5 protein-coding genes are annotated in these 20,027 nt (G+C 45.1%); 2 read left to right on the top strand and 3 right to left on the bottom strand.

All coding sequences use genetic code 11. From position 1 onward, the window contains the following. Nucleotides 1-47 precede the first annotated feature (47 nt). Entirely contained in the window at nucleotides 48-518 is a 471-nt protein-coding gene (locus AC1DV1_RS18510) for a YybH family protein (RefSeq protein WP_477361890.1), read from the top strand. Nucleotides 519-1,330: 812 nt separating this feature from the next. Here the strand turns inward: AC1DV1_RS18510 and AC1DV1_RS18505 are convergent. The 3 genes from AC1DV1_RS18505 to AC1DV1_RS18495 are packed head-to-tail and all read right to left on the bottom strand — an operon-like array spanning nucleotide 1,331 to nucleotide 16,378. Continuing rightward, entirely contained in the window at nucleotides 1,331-8,818 is a 7,488-nt protein-coding gene (locus tag AC1DV1_RS18505) for an RHS repeat domain-containing protein (RefSeq protein ID WP_477361888.1), read from the bottom strand. A 2-nt stretch (nucleotides 8,819-8,820) separates the two neighbouring features. Beyond that, nucleotides 8,821-14,736, bottom strand: coding sequence for a hypothetical protein (locus AC1DV1_RS18500; RefSeq protein ID WP_477361886.1), 5,916 nt, complete (start codon nucleotides 14,734-14,736; stop codon nucleotides 8,821-8,823). After that, complete coding sequence (locus AC1DV1_RS18495) at nucleotides 14,726-16,378, bottom strand: hypothetical protein (RefSeq protein ID WP_477361884.1); 1,653 nt, start codon at nucleotides 16,376-16,378, stop codon at nucleotides 14,726-14,728. Before AC1DV1_RS18495 ends, AC1DV1_RS18500 begins: the two co-directional genes overlap by 11 nt. Before the next feature lie 2,691 nt (nucleotides 16,379-19,069). On the opposite strand from AC1DV1_RS18495, the gene AC1DV1_RS18490 reads away from it, so the two are divergent. Next, nucleotides 19,070-19,993 carry a sigma-54 interaction domain-containing protein gene (locus AC1DV1_RS18490; RefSeq protein ID WP_477361882.1) on the top strand — a complete coding sequence of 308 codons (924 nt, stop codon included), beginning with the start codon at nucleotides 19,070-19,072 and terminating at the stop codon, nucleotides 19,991-19,993. Nucleotides 19,994-20,027 lie beyond the last annotated feature (34 nt).

The following is a 20,027-nucleotide window of genomic DNA, read 5'->3' as shown; positions in this document are numbered from 1 at the left end:
TCTATCAGGATAGCTTTGGTAATTATTCAATTAATTAACCAAGATCCATGAAAACAAAACACATGTTAGCAGCAGTAATAGGGTTAACTTATACTATTGGCTGTAATTATTGCGCCGCCCAGGCATCCGGCAACCCCGCCACTGTTTCGGCCCGGAAATCTATTGAAAAAAACAACAAGCTTTATTTTGAGCTTTTTGCCAGGGCCGACAAATCTATTGTCGATTTATATACGGAAGATGCAGCTTTGTTCGCCCCGAACATGTCATCGATAGCCGGTAAAAAAGCACTGGTAAAAGATTTTGATGATACCTTCAAGGCAGGTAAGGTAAAAGGTGTCAAGTTCCAAACCATAAAGGTATATGGAAACAGCGCTGAGTTCCTGACTGAAGAAGGAAACTGGCAGGTATTTGGCACGGGCGGCAAACCTATTGATAACGGCAAGTATTTAAAATTGTGGAAACTGACAAAAAGCGGATGGAAAATTTTCAGGGATTGTTTCAATAGCAATCATAAATAGCGGCAGCTATGATCAAGGCAGCAAAATGGATCAATCTACTTCGGGATGCTTTGCGCGGAGTAAGCGGCGCGGCAGGCAACAATTAATTTAATTCCTTGCCAACACGCCGTATCACGATGCCAGGAACCTGTGTTATGCCAAAGGAATTTGATTTTACGGCCCTCAGTTGTGCAACTGAGGGCATTTTTTAAGTTCTTCCCTGTCCTGTTTAAAACAAATCTGGACCAGTTGAAAATTGCGTTTTTGTAGCTTGCGCCTATCGGAACCTCCTTCACTTCATTTTTCAATGAATAATACCTGGCTGTCGTTTTTTAGCTGGAAACAGCCATTTGTTGTTGAAAGGTTAACACTATAAACTCCTGAGGTGGTCAATTTTAGCAGATTCTCCACGCCAGGCCAGTAAACAAGCCAAGCTGCGGAATGTGCTTTTCGATGATGTTAGCATCCTCTAATTTGCAGGATTTTTAATGCTTTTTTCAAATATCTTGCAGATTACTACCGCTCTTTTTATCTTAAATATACCTCTAAATCACCTTAAACTCCGTTTTTACATTTTTTGAGGATCGACTAAATACCTTTTAAGAACCAAAAACTTACCTTTATAATATGCCTGTAATCCGGCTGCCGCCAAAACCGATACCAAATTGCGCGCCATAGGGTTGCTTGCCGTCAATAACGTCACGTATCACCGCAGCTTGCTGCGCGCTGGCTAAACCACCGTTGTTTGCAAAGCCAATGTCGGGGTTCGCATAGAGTGCAAAGCGGTTATCCAGGTAACCCTTGACCGCGATCTGGCTGGGGCATCTTTTTGTCTATTCCTTAACTATCCGCAATCGGCGAACAGTTTTAGTTTTAATATAATGAATTCTCAATGAAGCCTTGTACCCATGGCACTCATCAAACAAACCGTCTCCGGAGGTTTGAACCGTTCTGGCATTTAAAATAGTGGTCAGGTTAAAGCTCGTACTAGGGACGATGGTTTTTCCTCCCGTCGAAGTTATGATCAAAGTACCATCAGTAAGTGTGGTGGTATTTGTTCCTCCTCCCTGCATAAGATTCGCATCATTGGCTTTTACCCTTACTTTAAGATCTCCTATCTGATAAGGATCACTTAAACTGGCAATAAAATCATTTACCGTGAGGCCATTTCGGGTCATCATTCCAATATTTAAAGGATTTTCGTTAAGAATACGGGAACTTTTTCCGCCATCAGGTACAACTCTGCCATGAGTAATATTATCAACCGAGAATCTTTTAGACCTTTCAACCTCTCTGTGCATTTCCTCCCATTCAAGTTTCCATTTTCCGCCATCGCCTTCCTGATCTTCGTCCTCCTTAGGATGTCTTTCCTTGGGGTCTAAAGAAAATTTGATCCCGATCCTGTGCCTGTCGGTTCTTTTGGATAACCAACCAATTTTACCAACCCTAACAGTGATATTCAATCGCCCTATCTTATACGTTCCCCCCTGATAGCCGGGAGCAAGCCCGGTTTGGTCGTTATATAAAACAGGGTCGTTTTCAAAAGCCCCATAGGGAGTGCTGCCCGGAAAAACACTGTTTAGCGGATCATTTGACAGCCATCTACCAAGCCTTGGATCGTATTGTCTGAATTCCGTGGTATAGCTATTTCCGGCACCTTTTATTTCTTCATCCATTTCCATCCCATTAAACCCAAATCTGTACCCTCCTCCAGTCAATTTCCTACCAGGCATTTGCATACCAAAGGCATAATAATCCTGCCCGCCTGCTATATCTGCCGTATAGGTAACAGCTGCACCGGCAATCAGGATCTTCCTGTCGGTGATGGTGGCTAATACGTTACCGAGGTGGTTCACAAGTTCATATTGTTTATCCCCACGGGTAGCAGTATAATAGGGACCTCTAGTTGTGGCTCCCGTTCCATTAGCGATCGGTATCAAAGCCTCAGGCTGATAAGCGCCAACCCGGCTGCTACCATAAATATCTGCCTCGCTCCAAAAAAGCTCCGCAGAGGTAGTGTGCCTTTTGTAAGTATAAGTGGCCATGATATTGCCCTGCCCATCCCTTACATAAAATATCGTGGTTCCATCGCTTAACCCTTTCATTACGCGGTTGCCCAGCGCATCGTATTTAAATGCGATGTTGAACCCTGTATTTTTTGCTATCCTGCTTATTTTACCTTTAAGGTTCCACTCTATCTGGGTGATTTGCCCAGCCGCATCACTCACCAGGTTGCCAATGGCATCATATTTATAATTATTGGGCGATTGGTTATCGATATCTTCCGAATAATTACCATCCGGTACCTGATCGCCCACATAGGCTAATTTATTGGTCGCCCCTGCAGGGATGGAAACCGCCGGGTTGTAAATATTATTTCCGGCATCGTAATAAAAATAATTCAGGTTATCCATAGCCGGTGTTGCTGCCGTGCCGTTTCGCATTTGGTTGATGATATTGCCATCCCGGTCGTAACTAAATTTGCCAAACCAGGCATTGTTCGGCAGTAATGCCATGCTGTTTCCATTTAGGTTCCAGGCCTCCTGCGAGCGGATGCGGTTGAGCTGATCGTAGGTATAGTTATAGCCATTATTCCCCAGCGACTGTATCTGGGTGTACATCCGGCTGATATTACCATTAAATAACGCCTTCACCGTGCCTGCCTGCTGGCTCAACCCGTCAAGGTTGCCATTGCCCTGTATGGCGGTATAATCGCCCTGGTAATAATCAAGCACATAACCGAAAGCATCTTTTGCTATAGGATTATTTAAAGCGCCATAGCCAGGCCCGTTAAAGCTATTGCCAAACAACTGAATGCCAGGGTAAAGATAATGAGCTATGCCGCCGAGCGTGTACACCAGTATAGGTATTTGCTGTGGTACCTGAGGGGCCGGGGTGGTGGTCCCATCCTGCCCCATATCCGTTTCCGGCGAAGACGTGGTCCCGTTAACGCCTTTTATCCATCCCTGTAGCGTGTACATATAGTCCAGGCCCTGCACTTTGTCGGTGCCCAGCTCCTCACGGGCCAGTGGCCCGTGCCGGTAATATTTGTATATAGCATCAGTTTCCCATATAAGGCCATTGGTGCTTGTTTTAACCTGCGTGAGCCGGTTGGCAGCATCGTACGTATATTTATGGATGAACTGATCGGCAGCGCCGCGCTGATAGGTCACCTGGTTAACCTTCCCGCTTTGCAGGTCGAAGTCATAATCAATAGCCCTATCACCGATGATGTTATTGGGGTAGTCCTGTATCAACTTATTAACGTTGCCCTCAATATCATAACTGAAATGCGTGGCGTGGGCATATTGCCCGTTGTCAAGGTGCGGCTTGTTATCAAATACAAAAACAGAGGCCACCCGTTTACGCAGGTTTTGCTGCCCGGCGATGCCGAACTTTTGCGAAATCGCTCCCGAATACGCATCATCATACCGTGTAAGCGTAATTTCAGTCCGGTCAGTTTGGGCATTGATAAAGTTTGTCCAGGTGCCGAAGTCGCGGGTAAGCAGGTTGTTGACCACAACGAGGGGTTTCATCTCGCCTGATTCAACCGGTCGGCCAAGCAGGTCATAACGGGTATAACTGTAATAATTACCGTTCTGGTGTTGTTTTGCATTCTGCGATGCTGATATCCGCCCCAGGCCATCATAAAAGAAATTACTTTCGCCGGCATCCGGTGTTTGCTGCCATATTGTTTGGTTAAGGGTATTGTAGCGATAAATTGTCGTTTTAATGTGCGCCACCGGGATAGCCACATTGTAGGCAGCAGCGCGTGAGGTAGCTACTTGCTGTACCTGTACATGATCCAATAAGTTAACCCCTGCAGGCGGCACGGTTTTCACCAGGTTACCGGCCTGATCGTAATAGTATAGGGTGTATTGATACTGGCGATCCTCATAATGCATATTGAGCGTCTCTGCAGCGCTGAGGCATTTGGCATAGTAGCGCTGCAACAGGTTATTTTTCATGCTGTCCACCCAGGCGTTGTAGCGAATACTGGTATTGGTGTTTGCTATCGCGAGTTGGTTCTTAACGCAATCATTCACTACAGGGTATGGCGGCAATACCGGCGGGCTGGTGCATAAAGTTACAGCGGGTGGGCACTGATTTATATCCCAGCAAGTACTGCTTCCTTTAATTTCGGCCGCCATTAAATTATTGATACTGGTTCCGGCGAGCACTTTTAGTACAAAACTTTTTGTAAGACCGTTTTGAGCAGTTGAAAGGTCGGGGCTGATGCTAATAACGTCCTTCACATTCGCCCAGTTGCCTATTGCCGTTGTAATTTGCAAGGTAATAGTGCAGCCTTTTTCTTGTCCCGGCAGGCGGATTATCAGGTTGCCGTTGGTATTTAGTGTTATGCCGCTTCCCGGTTGAAGTACAGCAGGAAGCATATTGGCAAGTTGTGTTTGGTTAGGATAAGCGGAATAAGTTGTCCGGTAGGTAAAAATATCGCCAAGATAGTCTTTTATAGCGCTGGCATAAGGTGTTGGCTGGTCGCAAACAGGCTTTGCCACGTCTTTACAGCCAGCGAAAAAGTTACATTTGGTGACGATGTGCATGGTGTTACTCACGTTGCCGGGGTACAATACATTGATATCGAAACTGCAATTGGTATTGCCGGGGCACATTACGTTACTTAAGCAACATACCGATGCAGGTGCCACATATCCGGCCGCTGTTCGCCGGAAAGGTATCACAAAGCTGGTGCACTGATCTAAACTGATATTCAGCACGGGGCCGTTTGCGCCCTCAGTAATTTTTGCACCCGCCACCCGCGATACGCCGGCGCCACTAATCTGCTGAGGTAATTGCGCGCTGGCTATTGTAACTGTAGTGCTGGTTGCCAGTGCGGTGATAACATTATTCAATAATGCTGTTAAGGTGCCTGATAACTCCGCTGTACAGCCTGAAGCACCATCACCGCAATAATTGGCTGCTGCCTGCTGGTTAATACCGGTGGCCTGGCTTGTTATAGCCTGTACAAATTGGCAGGGGTCGTTATAGTTACCTATACCGCTTGTGCTGATATTGATCCCCGCATCGGACATTACAGTCAAAATATTATCGATCCCAGTTCCAAAACGGCTTTGCTTATCCTTGTAAAGCATCCACACAAAAGGCTGCGAAGTAGATTGGCAGGGCTGCACATTCACGTAATGCGGGAAGGGGGTCGAAAACTGCCCCCAGTCATAATAATCCTTCGCACCAATGCAGCGCGAGTTACAATTATTGGCATCAGCATAAGTATCCATACTGGCTTGCACCACTTCGTTTTTGGCCGAGAGGTATAGCGATCGCAGGAATGTCCACTCCAGATCGGTCAATGCCGGATCGGCGCCAAAAGCATGCGTGCTAAGGTAATTTGCCGGCAAAGCACACTGCGGTCCGTTGGCGTTTATAGCGGGCGTGCCCTGTTGATTTTGGGGATTATTATGGGCGCAGTAAGCCATTTGCATGGCCAATTCATCGGCAGGCAAGGGCGACGCCGAGCAGCCATAGTGCTGAAGCTTTGTCAACAGCGATGCTTTGATGGCCGCGTTCTGGTTATTAGCAAACCAGGGGTCATTGTTCACCAACTGTTCATATGGCTTAGTGTTACTATTGGGAAGTACGCTGCCTGTAGTTATATACCCTTTGGTTACCGCGTCGGCAAAATGCTGTGTAGAGAGTATATTCATATCAAAATCCAGCGTTGCATCAATATTGGGCGAACTGCACCAGCCCAGCATGCAATGCTCAGGGTGCATGGGCAGCAGCTTTTCGGCATATTCGGGCAGCCAGTGGTTCACCAGGTCGTTGATATTGGTAATACCCGGAAATAAAGAAAAGTTGATTCCCTGCACAGGCAGTAAGTTTGCCGGGTTAAATACCGATAACGGGTAAGTGCTGGCATCAATGGTACCGTCTGCCCTTCTCATAAATTGCGCATATTGGCCACCGGGCGAAATATCGGCCAGCATCATGGAGTGGATATTATCGCAACGGTTAGGACTGGGTTTGCAGTAAGCGGTGTCGCAAGTGGCGGTTTGCCCGGGCGGCGAAGCGCAATTTGCGCAGGTCTTATAACAGTTCAGGGTGTCGATGCGCGACATTTCATCGTGCATAATATCATCCCACTTTGCCTTGCAGGTGTCTTTAAATACCTGGGCCACATATGCCAGCGCTGCCTGTTGGTTCACGGTGATCTTTTTGGTAAGCACATAGGTGCCGATGGCAAGCGTTTTTACAAATTGCCGTGGATACGTACCGGTGCTGCTGTTATTATCACAATTCAGGTCCACCTGCCCGCTGCTGTTCATCAAACTCCCGATGGTGCCTGTATATACCGGCAATTGTGTGGTTGTGCAGCTTTCTATATGGTTCAGGGTGATGTTGATATCATAGATACAATCCAGGCAAACGTGTACGCCACTGCAGGTGAGCGTATCGATGGTTTTAGGGTTGATGCTGTAATCGAAAGTGTAACTGGTATTGTCGGCGCTTACCAAAAACTGGTGCTCGGTAATCAGCGTTCTATCGCTCGCGTTCACTACGTTCTTACTGATGAGCGAGACGTCAATGGTATTGTTGCCCAGGTTGTCCAACTGGTCGAGGTTGGGCGGGTTTACCCCTGCCAGCGCTGTGGCGATGGCTTTACCTTCGGGGTTCATATAGGTGACCGATACCTGGCCGTTGGCATCCATTACAGCATTTTTTTGGTATCTTTTTGCATCCCCGGCTTCTGTCCCGAACATGCGGTCGAGCTCTTCCTGGTTGGGCGCAGCATAATAAAACCGTGTTTCGTGATTATTTCCGAATTTAAAAGTTGGGCCTACGCCGCTTTGCGCGGCAACACGCCCGGTATTGTCCTGCAAATAACTCAACTGCGTAAACGGAAAGCCACCGGCATCTGGTATAAAGGCGTTAAAACCCAGCTTCTTGGGATTATTGGGTGAATAATAGGCAGCGGCACCCATGATACCCGTAATCGGGTTTGGCAGGTTAGATAAAGGGCCGGTAGCCGGGCAGGTGAAATTGGGTTTATCAAAATCCTGCCAGTTATAGGGTTTCTGCGTGGCATTGCTGATGTTCAGTAAAGGCAAATACTCCAGCTTTAAGGAATTTGTTGGCACGGGCAAAATGTTAACAGCAGGCCGGCCCTGGTAGTCATATATCGTCTCGCCTGCAACCACCTCGCGCTCCTTATCGTTTCCGGGCTCCACACAATCCAGCGTGCCCAAATGCGCATCTGCCCATATTAACGGCGCATCATGCGGCAATTGCCGCTCCAGGTTCATCCCGGTAACGGTCTGCCTCGAACGGAATGTTCCATCAAAATAATTAACAGCATCACTTCGCTTGCCCTCTTCGGCAAACGTGGCCGAGGCTTGCCAGTTGATGGCATCGCCAACGTGGGCAACATGATGGTACCAGGTATTGGTAAAGGTGTTCACCCTTCCCCGTTCGGCACCGCTCCATTTGCAATACACGGGCTGGTTGAGGGTTGTGCCACCCCAGCCCACCGCCCGCACCCGGTATAAAATATAACCCCGCTCAAAAACCAGCGGGAGGCGGTAATAACTGTCTTTTAAAGATACCCTTGTGCTGTTGTCCTTAAAATTAAAGGCGATAGCGGCGCTGCTTAACGACGTATTATAGGTATCCCCGTAATCATCTGCAAAAGTGTACTCCAGTTCGTAATATTCAACATCGCGCAGCGCGTCCCAACTGATCACCAGTTCATCTGCCACCCGATCCTCGCAGGCGTTCACGGTTGTTGGGAAAGTATTATAGTCTATCCGCGTGATCCTGTCCTGAACAAAGCCAACGTTCAACTCTATAAAGTCCTTTAGTTTGGTCTTTAATAAATTTATGTCGGTGCCTGCATCACCCGTCACTGCAACGTTGGTAACTGTCAGTTCAACTTTATAGGCATTTTTAAACGCATAGATGTTACTGATACCTGTCTTGGTAAGCGCACCCGACTTGTAATCAATTTCCAGCGTTACAGGGTTTGTAACCGGTGTTGAATTATCAATGGGATAGTATTTTACACTTGCCGTTACCGTAACTTTTGCGTTTGCACCGAAAGCATAATTATTTTTTAAGACCAGTTCCACAGTGTTCTGGATAGCGGTAGTCCTGTTGGCTGTGTTCAACTGGTTTAAATTGCCCGCATTCATTCCCGGATAGCTGGCAGAAAAACTAATGGCGCTACCATTATAACCCATCAAGGCCGTTCCTGAAAGGGGAAAATTGACCTTGGGATAAGTTTTTGCCACCGCATTTAGCCCCAAAAGCAGCAGCAGGCACAACAGGATATATTTTTGCTTTGCCATAGTTATTGGTGCAGTTTTGCCAGGGAAGAGCCGCCTTCCTTAGTGGTTATTATTCCTTTTTCCGTTTCCCTTTTTGTACGGATCAGTTCGCCCTGGTTATTATATTCGTTTTTGGTGAAATAATTGTTTTCGTCGAGCGTGTAAGTATGCCGCAGATTCACGTCGTCATACACGTAGGATACCATATTTGCATCAGCCGGAAATATCCGCAGGTCATCAAAAAAAGTATCGGCATTGCCTTTGTTTAGTTGCACCCGAAGTGTACTGGTATTTGCAGCTGTTGTAAAAGCGCCCATAACCCTTTGCCAGCCTTCAATAACCGGCCCTTCGGAACGGAGTGTAACCGGGGAGCCGATATTGGAGATGGTCACGTAAGCATCGCTGCATGACAAAACAGGCTGCTGGCTGTTCACTTTCACCCAACAGGAGAAGATATATTTTTTATTGCCTGCCGGATAAAAACCACCAGCGCATTCCTTGCAGCTTGTTTTTCCCGAGCCGGCCGGTTGCTTCGTATTGCGCGACGGAATGCCTTTGCAGATGACCGGAGGTACCACCGTAAAAGTTAAGGACGAAGGTACCAGCAGCGAATATTTACCCGTGTGCGCCTCTGCGGCCGAAATAAGAACATCCCCGCTCATTACTTTAACCCGTTTCATGAGGCCCCGCCCTGTAAGCGAAGCATTTTGCGTTGGTCTGCTGGTCTTTATCGGGCAATAAGCACAATATTGGTCCTCGAAACCATCAAAATAAGCTTCGCTATACCCCGAGTTGTTTGCCTGCGCCGTTATCAGCGTGTTTTTATAACCTAATAAATTCGCTGCTTTCCGGCCTATCCTGTCTTCGGTCTCCATGGTTTGGCCCTCTACATCGGTCAGGTTAACTTTTTCTTTCCACTCCCAGTTGGTATAGTTGGCTGCCCAGCCGGTTGCTGTGTTTGATGACAATTGCCAAAAGTCGCTGTAGCTTTTGAAAAGACCTTGTTCCTTAATGTTGGTTACTCCACCCGCCAAACTCCCGGGCGTCCGCTCTATTAAGTAAAACCAGGTCTGTTTTGCTTTGAAATTACCTTTCCTTCCTGAAAGGATGTCATTTTTACCCAGCCTGCTTACAGTGACGGCACAGGAATCGCAATAGGCAACGGCATCGTCATCATATTGAATTGCCGAACTATTCAGGATATTGAACTGCCCGAAACTGACCCTTGTTCCTACACTTAGCGGATTATATTTCCAGGAGACCACCTGCCCGGCGCCATCCGACAGCATGTTTGTTGAAGCGGCGTTGTATACCTGGTAGTCGGTACCCGCAGTAACGGTTTGCGGTACGCTGATGTCGTTCTCAAATGTTCCGGCGAAGGCGCTTTTCACCCACAACCGGTTCCCGTTATTCGCAGCACGCAGTTCATCTCCCACCTTTAAAAACTGTTTTATCGCAGGAAGGTTAGTTGTGTTAACCACCATTTTTGCATTGGTGTAAGCCGGCCCCATGCCATCGTGCATCCACCATGCAGGGTATTTGAAGGAATATAAGGTATCGTTAAATTCATTTGGCATTTTGGTCAACAAAGCTTCACCGGTGATCTCGTCAAATGCCAGGTTTTCGGTTGTAACGGCCGCTGTCTGGCTGTAAATGGTTTTACTTTTTAACAAGCCATTCCGGTGAATCACTTTGTTAAACACCATTGACTGGAACTGCTTTTCCTCGGTCATTTGCGAATAAAGCGGCATTACGATAGGAATGGGGATTATCCCGAATATTGCCATGTTCAAATTCACATTGAAGCTGGTTGAAACAGAATGGTCGTAGCTTTTTTTTCCGGCAACAGTGTATTCAACCGAGAGGCCAAGCTTTTTATTTTTGTTGATATTGCCTAAATGGTCTATCAGCGTAAAATGATCATTGTCGGGGAAGTATTCTGATACCTCGCCGGAAACCCTGTCGCCGTTTTGGTTGTACACCCACATGGCCTTATCCACGCCGCTCATATTGTTCAGTTCTATGGCATATCCCTGGGATACGGTTGCAAAGTCGTGCTGCTGGTCTATTGCCACAAAAGGGAGCTGAAACTGATTAAAATTGGTTTTATCCCGTTTTTCATCTATCGCCGTGCGACTAACTTTAACCGGATAGTCCTTAGCTGTATAGTATTCGTTGATGACCTTGCCGGTTTTTGCAACGTCAAGCGTGGTTGCATTGGTTATCTGGGTTACCTTGCCATAGGTAATGTGCGGCCCCGGGAACAATGATTCATTCACAGGTTCCTCCACATAATAATCATTATCGGGCGCCAGCTTCTTAACGTCAGCATAAAATATGGGTTGCTTTAATGATATTTCGTCGCCGCCCACCAGCGGCTCATAATCGGCTACGCCGGAGCTTATGGTCGTTTTGGCGTTTGTGACAGCATCGGTTTCCTGCGTAGTATAATCATACATCGTAGTGTACGATTTTCCTTCATGTGTATTACCGGTCATCGCGTCCCAGTTATCATCAATACTCACCTGCTTTACCCTGCTGCCGCCGGCTATTTTCATTTTTATTGGGTTGTACAGGCGTATGAAACTTTTACTCAGGTCCACATCCTGGCAATAGCCCTGCGACTGGCAAAACAGGTTAACCCCCATGGCCGAGGCTCCGATCTGGCTCCCCAACTGGCTGATAACACTTGGCAAAGAATTGATGAACGATCCAAATGTTGCCGGGGCACCCATGGTTGTATTAGTAAATAACAATGCATTCCGGTTGATGCGCATGTACTGGAATGCAGTTTTTAATATCGGGTTACATTTGATGATAATGTTTTCATCATCAATAGCTACCGGTCTAAGCTGTATGTAGGCGTAATTGGGATCGGCCGCCACACCGTAGTCTTTTACTTTGGTATAACCGGTTACATATTCGTAATTGCCCGAGCCGGACAGTTTAACATAAAATTTGAAGTATAAAAAGCCATCTTTAATATCTTTGATATATGCTGCAGCCAGTTCCTGCTTTGCTGCGGCCGGATCGGTATTGTTTATAGGATGCGAAAGCTTAAAATATATCCTGTCCTTTATGCCGGTGTTCAAGGGGTTTATCGGATCTGATGGGTAATAAAATTTATTGCCGGTAATGCTTGTTGTATTAGCATCACCAAGGCCAGTCACCATGAACATCTGCCCGGCGGTTTTATCCTGTATATAGCCGTAGTCGTTGGCTTCATAATCCACTTTTAGTTTGCCGTTGCCCGGTATGGTAATATTGGTCAGGTTCCAGGCGTAGGCATTATCGTCCATTACCGCCCTGTCTTGCAAGGCATAAGGGTAATCGATATTCGACAGCGGCGAACTATCCGATACGTCGCTGTAATTATTACTGTTGGATTGGTAGTAGCCCCAGCGGTTCACACTCCTCACGTCATAAGGCGGGTTTATCTTAACATTTGCCAACTTGTTGCCATATCCAAAAACATAAGGCGTTAGTTTGCCTTTTCTCGAATGTTCGTAAGTGTAGTCGACCTTATTTAAGGTGAGCTTACCGGGCGTGTCGCCGTTTACCGGGATACCGTTATCAATACCCTTACAAAGCGTATAGTTGTAGTCGAAATGAATGGTCTTTATCGGTGTAGCGTTATTGCCGTTCCTTTGGCGATCGGGCAGCGAATACACGACAATAGAATCGAGCTTTCTTAAAAATTTGCTTTGATCCATACCGCCGTTCTCGCCAGCAACACCAAAACCATCGGCCCGTTTGCTGTAATGAAACTCCGCCACCTCTGTTTTTGATTCGGCCGAACGGACATACCAAAGTTCTTTTTCGCCATAAACGTAAGTACCTTTATCGTCTTCATTATCAGTCCGCAAGCCTTTGTTAAAGGTTGCCATATTCTCTGCAAAAGGCGTCCGCCAGTTATAAAGCTGGTCTTCTTTATAATAACTGAATTTCACATAATTGCCCAGGTCATCATCCGTGATGCCATTATTGGTAAGATCGCGATAATCGGGACTTAAAACAGCGGTGATAAGCAACTGGGTAACATAGGCCGGGGTTGTTGTTGCCTCAAAAAGATGGTCGATACCTTTGCTGTTGGCTGCCGAATTATCCTGGCCTGGTGTGTATTTCACCGTATTTTTAGCCTGATCTATGATGGGATTTACGCCGACGGCAAAGCTTACCTCTTTTTGTGTTTTATTGTAAACAGGGATACCGAAAACATATTTCATTCCATCGGGCTGTATCACCGAAACCTCCGAAAGGTGGTGTCCTTTACGGTAGTCCGACACCCTGCCTAAGGGCACCGGCGTGTTACTGTTAAAACTGTAATAGGTTAGTTGCTTATCAAACCCTATCACAGCCGCCTCATTTGCAGTTAAATATTTGATGGTGGACTGCCGCACCTGCTGGTTAGTGTTGATCACATTAGCGGTCAAATGGCTTCCATTGCTCAAAAACTGTGTCAGGGACGATTCATTCAGCAGGTCGAACCGAACGGGGCTATAATCGCCAAGCTGTGAAAAGTCCGAATAGTTGAATTTGTTTATTTCGCCATGGTTTTTAAAAGCGAACTGCTGGTAAAGCTGGTTACCGATAATATCCTGGCCTGATTTGAAGACCAGGTTAGTTGGATTCCACTTCCCGCTCTTTTGAAAAGAAGTTGTAGTACCGAAATTAGCTCCGGCTTTAAACAGCTGACCCAAATTAACTTCTGCGCCGCCCTGGGTGCCGTTCGAATTAATGATGGCCTCTGCATCGCCAACCAGCCCGATGTCATTTTTGCTGGCCGAGAACGACATCGATAAACCTTGTGCGTTCAGGTTAAAAATATCCGGTGTTTTAAAAGAAATAGGAAGTATTTTAGACTCCCCTATAAAATATGGCAGTTTTTTTTCGGTGTTAAAATCCATCAGCGCATTGCTGCTTACCTGTGTACTTTCGTACATCGCCCCAAAAGCCGGAAACTCCTGCGATGTGGTTGCCAGTGCCTGTTTCGAAAAATAACCGGTAACGCGTATATCGGGATCTACATAAAAGCCATCAAAACCAAAAGCGCCCGAGTACGTACCCGAGGTATTCTCGAAAGGATAGTCAATATCCGGCTGAAATGAATTATTAAGGTATGAAGTGGTGGCGAGGCCCAGCAGTGACATGGATGATTGGTCGGTAGTCCGCTCGCTTACTTTCCAGCCGTCTTTTGCGCCGTTCCGGGTAACATCACTGGTTCGCACATAACTCAGGCCAACGTTCATACTTGTTTTTAAGCCCTCGTTGGAGTTTACAGACCATGTTTTGCCAAGCGATATGCCCAGCTTGTCATTCCCCTTTCCCAGTTTAAGGCCGATGCTGGGATTCAGGTATTTATCCACGCCCGATTGCGAGTTGACTGAAATGCCCATACCTAATGACGCGGTGCCACCAACACCGGAGTTTGACTTTGCGCTAAGGCCTACCGAACCGTTCAATGACGGCTCGAGCCCCCAACCTTTATAATTGTTGTAAAAAACGCCCAGGCTTGCCCCCACATTAACGCCCAAAGGCTGCGGCAGCCCGGCTATCTCCAGGTCGACACCCACTTTGCCCCCGTAGGTCTCGTTTGGCTTAACGGAATATTGTTTGATGATCTTATCCGCATTAAAGTCATCGGGTATCCCTCTCAGGGTTCTTACAATGCTGCCTACATTCAGGTTCCAGCCAAGGCCAACCATCGAAGAAACATCTTCCATTTGTATCCCCGCCTGGTAAGTTAAATTGACTGGGTAGCCGCCAACGCTGAACAATGGGACCTGGTATGAGAACGTACCCGACGACAAGTTGACCAAATTGGCCGTGCCCGCCTGCTGGAATTGCATAAACTCCGGCTGCCCAGGCCCGCCTGTTTGCGCTTTCAGCCCAACCGAAATCAGTGTCAAAGCCACTAAAACAATTACTTTATTTCTCATGATCGGCCATAACTTTAAAGTTCAAATGATAATTGGTGCTGAAAACAGAGACGGTAAAAAGGTACATTTTGCCAGGCTCAAGTTTGTAGTTGTTAAGGTTGACCGACATCCGGTTGAAACCACTGGTGCTTATCAGTTTAGCATCTTTTGCTGCAGATGGCTTAACTAACGCCCCCGATGCGGTATCGTAAATGTTGACCCTTATATTTTCAACCGATGCGTAGCTATTGGTGAACTGAATGTTCAACAGCTTATCATACAGTTCGGTAATGTTATAAGTTGGTTCCGTATCCAGGTCATAATAGTATTTGCCTTCAGTTTTGTTAGAGTTTGTTGTATCGGCACTTTGTACTACCTTTATTATCGGTATTTCCGTTATTACCACCTTCACTTCGGGCGTAATGACGGGCGGAGAAACTATTGTTTTGCAATCCTCTACTACAATGGTGTACATACATGGCGGGCATTTTACTCCGCTGCAGGATGCACTGAGCGTTAAAGTATAGATGCCATTACCAGATGGTGTAAAACTATCCATAACATCGTTGCTGCCGCTGCCTGTTTTTATGCTCACTCCATCTTTTTGAATCTCCCAGGCCGTTAAGGCATCACATTTCACGGCCATTGCAGCACATTGATAGGTGCTTGTAAAACTGAATGGCTGGCCGCATTTCCAGGGTATCTGCGTTTTTGCACCGCATTCATATCGTAATTCGGAGGCAGAATTGCCCACACCCAGGCCGGTCCAGCCCCCGCAGCCACAGGTTATACAGGGTTGCAGTTTTATAGCAGGCCTCATCTCAACTGTCAAACCTGCATCGCCATTCCAGTTACCCAACACACTAAATTTCGCATCTACCGAACTTAAAGACGGTGGGGTATACATAAAAGCATAAGCAACGCTGTCGTTAGACGGAATCTTCATCGGGAGTCCAGGTCCCCGCGGTAAAACCACACCCTTGCTCAACGAAGCAACGGTGTTTAAAATAAAGGTACAAGCCTTGTCTTTGTCCACCGGTTTATTGACCAGTTTCACCGTGATGTTATAGTGCGGCAAGCCGGTTTGTGTATCGATGCCTGTGCAAACTACTTTTGTAAAACTGGTTATCGTGCCGCAAGTGGCAGTTTGTTTTCTACCGCCTCCGATCGCTATCCCGATGCCACCGAGGTTAATGTTAAACACGCTTTTACCATTGCCCGGCTCATCGGCGTTAATTGAAAATGGTTTTGTTTTTTCTTCACTTAAAGGGAAGGTCTTTCCGTTGCTGTACCCAAAGAACTGTACGCTCAGTTCATAATTTCCGGGGGGCAGTGTACAATCCACCCCTAACATTTCCGCTGCGCTTTTGCTATCCCAGGTCTTTACGGGGGTATCAAAACGTATTTTAGGAGCAGATAAACTGCTGTAAGCTCCGCAGGCTATGGCACCATCTCTTTTAATAACGACCAGTAGCTTAACTTGCACATCAGGAGCTATTTCGCCCGCTGTTGCAGTGACAGCAAAGAAATTTCCGGTTCGCCAGTTGGCAGTATTGGCATCGGGGTTGGACGGCAAAGAGATGTTGATATATTTAACCAGGTAGTTTTGCGAAAAAGCCTGCAACGAAAATGCAATAAACACTAAGGCAAGCAATTGTTTCATGGAAAAAATGAGATGAGAGATCAGGTGGTTTATTTTGGAAAATTACCGATAAGGTATCACAAATCAAAATATAACTCATTGTTTTTCAGTGGTTAATAAACACATCGCCAAAAATACATCGTTTTAATTCAGGGTTAAATATCAATGAAAAACAAAGACGAAATGGAATTCTAACAGCTTTTCAATTCTTATTTAGGCGAATTTGCCGTTTGGATTTTACCCGGTGCACGTATGAGCTTGGGGACGAACCAAAAATGTGCCTCCATTTGATTGAAACGAAGATTGAAATTTTGATTAAAATAAAAAAGACTTTAACGGGCATGCTAAGGCCCATGGCTCCCGAGGGTGTACTCGAGCCACAAAAAATCGATAATCTACATTTGAAAATTTCAGGTACTTGAAATCTTGTTTTTATCTTTAAAAATTGGCTCTACAGCCTCTAAAAACTCCATTAAGTGTTCAAAGAATTTCCACTTAGGGCTAAGCAGTAGGTTAAGCGAGAAAAATTTAAGTTATGCAACCTTAAACCCTTAAATCATCTCGTTTTGGCAATTCGACTTAGCATGCAGAAATTGATCATTTTGCGCCCATCCCTGCCTGCCAGCATATCCCGCAGGATTAAAGCAGGAAGAAGTTTACATCCCGGGCATCTTCTTTAACGCCGCTGGCCTGGCCTTTATCCTGGTCCCAGCGGTTTTCCCACCATTGCTTTTATGTAGATAGCTCAACTGGGTGTCCGTCCACGGTGATGCTAAATAGATGATTTTTTTAGGCTCATTTCCCGAATTTTTCCGAAAATACAGCAAACCAAAGCTTTTTTCCAACATAATTGCCACGATTAAATGTGAATAAATGTCGAAATACAGCTACAGGAAGTCAAGATGTTCACCTTATGTAAAAATTGATAATCAATGAGTTATGAGACCATTCGTCGCAGTTTTCTAAAAATAATTTTTGCCACGATTTTGCCAGAAACTTTTGGGCTTTTTTGGTAATTTTTTGGGCAATTAACGAAAAACAAAAAGCCCGTAAACTATTGATTTACAGGCTTTGTTCATTTTTAATGACATTGGTTGCGGTGAGGGAGGGATTCGAACCCAACCCGCTATATCGTTGATTTATAGCTATTTAACAACCATGAGATAATCAGGCGCCACAGATGTCGCTCTCTTTATTACCTCTGTAAATCTTAAGATAAAGATACACAATTTTGTAAATATCAGCAAGTTGAGAGATAATGGACATAAAACGTTTGTGAAGCACGAAACTAATTCTGATTCAAGACTTCCATACCTTTCACGCATGGCTTTCAAGGTTAAGTTTTTATAACAAGACTTTTTCAAATATCAATCGCTAAAAAGCGAAATACGGTAACAAATTCAATGATATCTTTTTGTTTATACCTAATAATCAATCAGTTAAAAGATGGCATTTATTTAGCATTTGTGTTTACGAAGAAATAAAAAAAACCGTTAAAACTCAAAAGCCATGGAAACTGTATTTATACTTACCCACAGCGTAATGATTACTTGTCTGACAGTTATTCTCTATGTTGCGGCATCAGCTAATAAAAAAAGTAATATCCATCTAAAAAGAAGCCCTATAACATCCACCTTTTTTAAGCTGAAATCCCTCCTGTTAACACCGTTAGGGCTGTATCGTGCTGCATTAGGCTTCTTGACTTTATTTATCCGGTAGCGGTTCAATATAATCATTCATTACATCCTAAAAGCGTAAGATTGCAATTTGCATTCCATCCTAATCAAATCTGGTTTACCATATTTGATATTGTCAATGGTAAATTCACCAAATATGGTAAATCTAAACTGATAAAAACAGGAACACACCACTGATAATGAGCAACATATAAACTGGCTTGATTTTAGCATCTGAGTATTTTTGAGGTTGACCATTTATTTACCAATACCTTGTTCTATTGAATGTCAATTTCAGCTTATCAAATAAACTTAAGCTAAATATGCCATGATGAATTCGGAATCCGCTGTTATAAATTCCATTAAGAATCCGGGGATTCTGCAATCTGACCCAGAGCTATTGCCAATTCATGAAAAAAATGCAGAGCCATTACTTTCGATCAGCAAAAAAATGGCGATGATTGGAGACAAAACCAAGTTATCCATTGCAATTAGGGGTTTATTTATACATACAACGCAAATAAAAAAATACTACGTAAGTATATTTGACCAGGAAAGGACCTCCTTAAATACTTATCTTTTCGACTTTGGAATTGGTTTCACCAATCTTCCTCAACTTGAAACGCTTTTATCGGTAAAATCGTTAAAAGACGGCATTATTGATCGCATAATGCGGTCTCCCGGCCCACTTGAATTTGACACAGATAGATTGGTCAGATCCGGGCAGGCCCCATCGTATGTGCAATTGTGGAAGCAGACAGGATTAAAAAAAGTCATTGCCTCAAACTTAATCTGTGGAGGCGAAACAATGGGCATTATATGGATAGAGCCGCACTTGATGAGCATTAATTTAGCGGAGGCTTTTTGCATGCCTATYGCAGCTACTATCGCAACTATACTAGCCAAACAAAAAATACAAACCCAAATTCAGGAAATTAATAACTTAAAACAAAAGCTGGAAAATGAAAATTTGCATCCACCTACGCAGATGCAAAGTATGACTAATTATGGGGAAATAGTGGGTTCCTCCGAATCCATGAAAGCAGTATATCGCCTGGTTTCAAAAGTGGCAAAAACACAGAGCACTGTAATTATCATGGGCGAAACCGGCACAGGAAAAGAGCTAATTGCAAGGGCCGTGCATAAGGCTTCTATCAGAAAAGAAAAGACCATGATTAAAATCAATTGTGCCGCGCTGCCCCCAAATCTGATAGAAAGCGAGTTATTTGGGCACGAGCGCGGAAGCTTTACCGGAGCAACCGAACGCAGGATAGGTAAATTTGAACTCGCCAATAAAAGCACACTCTTTTTGGATGAAGTTGGCGAATTGCCGCTTGAATTGCAGGCAAAACTTTTAYGGGCTTTGCAGGAAAAGGAAATTGAAAGGGTTGGTGGGCAAGCTGTCATTAAAATCGATGTAAGGATAATAGCAGCCACCAACCGCGATTTGATGCTCGAAGTGCAAAAGGGAAATTTCAGAAGCGATCTTTACTTCCGGCTTAATATTTTCCCGATAATTATGCCTCCATTGCGGACAAGAAAAGAAGACATAGCCGACCTTGCAAAGTATTTTTTGCATAAATATGCCCCCCGAAACTTAAAAAAACTGCCTGCATTTTCGAGTAAGGTTTTAAAACAATTAACAGCCTACAGTTGGCCCGGAAACGTTAGGGAATTGGAGCACCTGATTGAAAGGTCGATTGTGTTAACCCCTGGTGCTGTTATTAATCAAATTAATTTACCTGATATATCTGAAGATGGCACAGCCCGCGGCAACGTGGGGAGCCATATAAAAACTATTGACGAAGTTGAGCGGGAGCATATTATTGCGGTTTTAAAATATTGCAACGGCAAGGTGGCAGGAATAGGCGGAGCTGCAGAAGTTTTAAAAATACCCTCGACAACGCTCAATTCTAAAATAAGAAGATTGAACATAAAAAAAGAGCACCGATTGAAGTGATAAACACCAGATGACAAATTTCTTTAAAGCTCGA

This window comes from Mucilaginibacter sp. P4_D1 (assembly GCF_056401935.1).
The sequence above is the reverse complement of the archived record's forward strand: the minus strand, read 5'-3'. Positions and strand labels throughout refer to the sequence as shown.